The 2706-nt window shown below is 55.8% G+C and carries 3 protein-coding genes; 2 read left to right on the top strand and 1 reads right to left on the bottom strand.

The window, feature by feature from the left end:
- Positions 1-809: TipAS antibiotic-recognition domain-containing protein (locus tag ACWI8T_RS09320; RefSeq protein ID WP_449138740.1), on the bottom strand; the 809-nt coding region annotated here is incomplete at its 3' end.
- A gap of 256 nt (positions 810-1065) precedes the next feature.
- Between ACWI8T_RS09320 and ACWI8T_RS09315 the strand changes: the two genes are divergently transcribed.
- The gene (locus tag ACWI8T_RS09315) at positions 1066-1704 is read left to right on the top strand and encodes a LexA family protein (protein WP_288485081.1); all 639 of its coding nucleotides are present in this window, start codon (positions 1066-1068) and stop codon (positions 1702-1704) included.
- A gap of 132 nt (positions 1705-1836) precedes the next feature.
- A partial coding sequence (gene rhuM, locus ACWI8T_RS09310; RefSeq protein WP_449138739.1) for a RhuM family protein occupies positions 1837-2706 on the top strand: 870 nt, incomplete at its 3' end.

The raw sequence follows: 2706 nt of genomic DNA, 5'->3' as shown, positions 1-2706 counted from the left end.
TCTATCGCCTCTACGAGGAATTCCGTCGCGCCTTTCCCCGCGCGGGAGTCGTAGTACTCGACGAATCGATTGTCGACCAAATACCCTCGAGCAAGACAGACGTGCGCTTGCGGCGAGTAAGCGCCCTGCGCCCATTGCATGCGAATCCAGTCGGCATGCATGCGCGCCAATTTCACCGCTTCAGGGCTCGACGTATCGCCCGTCAACATCGCCTTCTTCAGCTGCTCGATAATTGCGACTTCATGCTTTTCTTTCGTCTTCCACTCCTCGTCGCTCATGTCGAGCAGTCTTTCGTTTGATGCATCGACCGCCGCATCACCATAGCGCTCGCGAGCCTCGACGCCATAGCGCATCTCGTTCGAATGCACCGCGCTCCAACGTTTCAGATGCGGCAGCACCGCGCCCATAAGAGACACGGCCTCGTCGCGCGTCATTCCCGTGCTTTCCGCCAAGCGCGGTGCGCAGTCTTCAATCATGGCGTCCATTGTTGTTTCATAGGTATATTCGCCCTGTTGATAGCACCATTTGCAATAATGCGAGTCGGCAGAGCCATGGGCATCAGTGCCGTATTCTTCGGGCGCAAGCATCATTCCGCAGCTTTCGCAGTAATGCTCAGGCCAATCAAGGAGGTGTGCAACGGGCTCGTTCAGCACATTCGCGATAAGCTTCAGCATATCAATGCCAGGCGTTACTTCGCCCCGCTCCCACCGAGACGCTGCCTGACGAGTCACGTACAATTTCGCCGCAAGCTCCTCCTGCGTGAGCCCATTGCGTTTGCGCAAATCAATAAGCGCTTCTCCGAATTTCATTCACGGCCCCCCAAAAAAATACCGTTCAAAATGCCGTCCATGAGTTCTTCCCTGCTGAAACTTTATCGTGTGCGAAGCGCCATTCCAAGCAACATCTAGTTGCTTCACGCCACGTTCTTCACGTATTTCCTTGAGCGTTCTCAACATCTTTCGTTTGCCTCCTTTCGACGGCTTTCATGTTAATCAAACCAACATTGTTGTGTTAATAAAAACTTACTAGAATGTTAAAATAAATTAACCACTAAGGAGTAGACACATGGGTTTGGCGGAAAACATCAGGAAGTTCCGCACCGATGCGGACTTAACGCAAGCAAAACTAGCCGATCTTGTTGGCGTTACAAGAGCAACGGTGACGCAGTGGGAAACGGGTTGGTCGCAGCCGCGAATGGGAGCTGTTGAGAAGCTGTCAGAAGTTCTCGGCGTTTCGATGTCGGAATTGGTCGATGACAGCAACATTAAGCGCGTTCCCGGCGCAATCACGCCGACCGAGCCTCGCAAGGCATACCTCCCTCTCCTGGGCAAGGTGCACGCGGGCGACGCCCAAGAGCCCCAGGTGTTCGACGAGCGCATCTCGCTGCCGTACGAGGTGTGGGAGCGCCACCGCGACGGCTACTTCCTCCAGGTCGAGGGCCAATGCATGTCGAAGATCTACCCGGAAGGCTCATACATCCTCATCGACCCGATGCAGCGGCCGACGAACGGCTCCATAGCGGTCGTGAGCATCGACGGCGCCGACTACGTGATGCGCAGGCTCTACAAGGGCTCTTCGGTGCTCGTGCTCTCCCCCGACTCGTGGGAGGCTGGCTACGAGGACATCGTGATCGCGGGAGACGACCACACGGTGGAGTTCGTCGGCTCTGTCGTCTGGTTCCAAGCCTCGGGCGAATTGGAATAAGGCGCGTGACTTCACGGTGATAGGCCGCGTCGTCTACTACGTGCTGCCGTTCGATTGGGAGTTTTAGGGGCGCACTATTTTGCCGGCGGCGGCAAAATGGTGCTGGAAATCGATTGCTTTGAAAGGAGAGCCATGGCCGAACACAACGAAGCTGAAATCATCCTGTACCAGTCGCAAGGGGCCAACGTGCCCGTACGAGTCAGCTACATGAGCGAGACATTCTGGATGCCGCAAAAAGAGATAGCCGAGCTTTTCGGAAAAGACAAGTCGACGATCTCCCGCCATCTAAAGAATATCTTCGAAAGCGGGGAGCTTGACGAGAATTCAGTTGTTGCAGAAATTGCAACAACTGCCGCGGACGGTAAAAATTACAGGGTTTTGTTCTATAACCTAGACGCGATCATAGCCGTCGGGTACCGAGTGAACTCGATGCAAGCCACCCGCTTCCGACAATGGGCCACGTCGACGCTGAAAGAGTACATCGTCAAGGGCTTCGTGCTTAATGACGACATGCTGAAGAACGGCGCGCCGTTCGGCAAGGATTACTTCGACGAGCTGCTCGTGCGCATCCGCGACATCCGCGCGAGCGAGCGACGCGTGTACCAGAAGATTACGGACATCTTCCAGGAATGCACGTTCGACTACGACCGCAACAGTGACATAGCGCGGAGGTTCTATGCGACGGTTCAGAACAAGCTACATTATGCAGTAACCGGCGACACGGCTGCAGGCATCGTGCAGCGGAGGTCAGACCCGGCGCTTCCCCACATGGGGTTGACGTCATGGAAAGGCTCGCCCGACGGCCCGATCCATTCCAGCGACGTGACCGTAGCGAAGAACTATCTTACCGAGAAGGAGATTAGCGACCTCAACCGTCTCGTCACGATGTTCCTCGACACCGCGGAGATGCGCGCCGAGCGCCAACAGCTCACGAGCATGGAGGAATGCGTCGCGCTGCTCGACGGGTTCCTGACATTCAATGGACGCGAAGTGCTGAAAGGG

The organism is Slackia sp., assembly GCF_977041755.1.
Note: the sequence above shows the minus strand (reverse complement) of the source record. Positions and strands in the feature narration are given on the sequence as shown.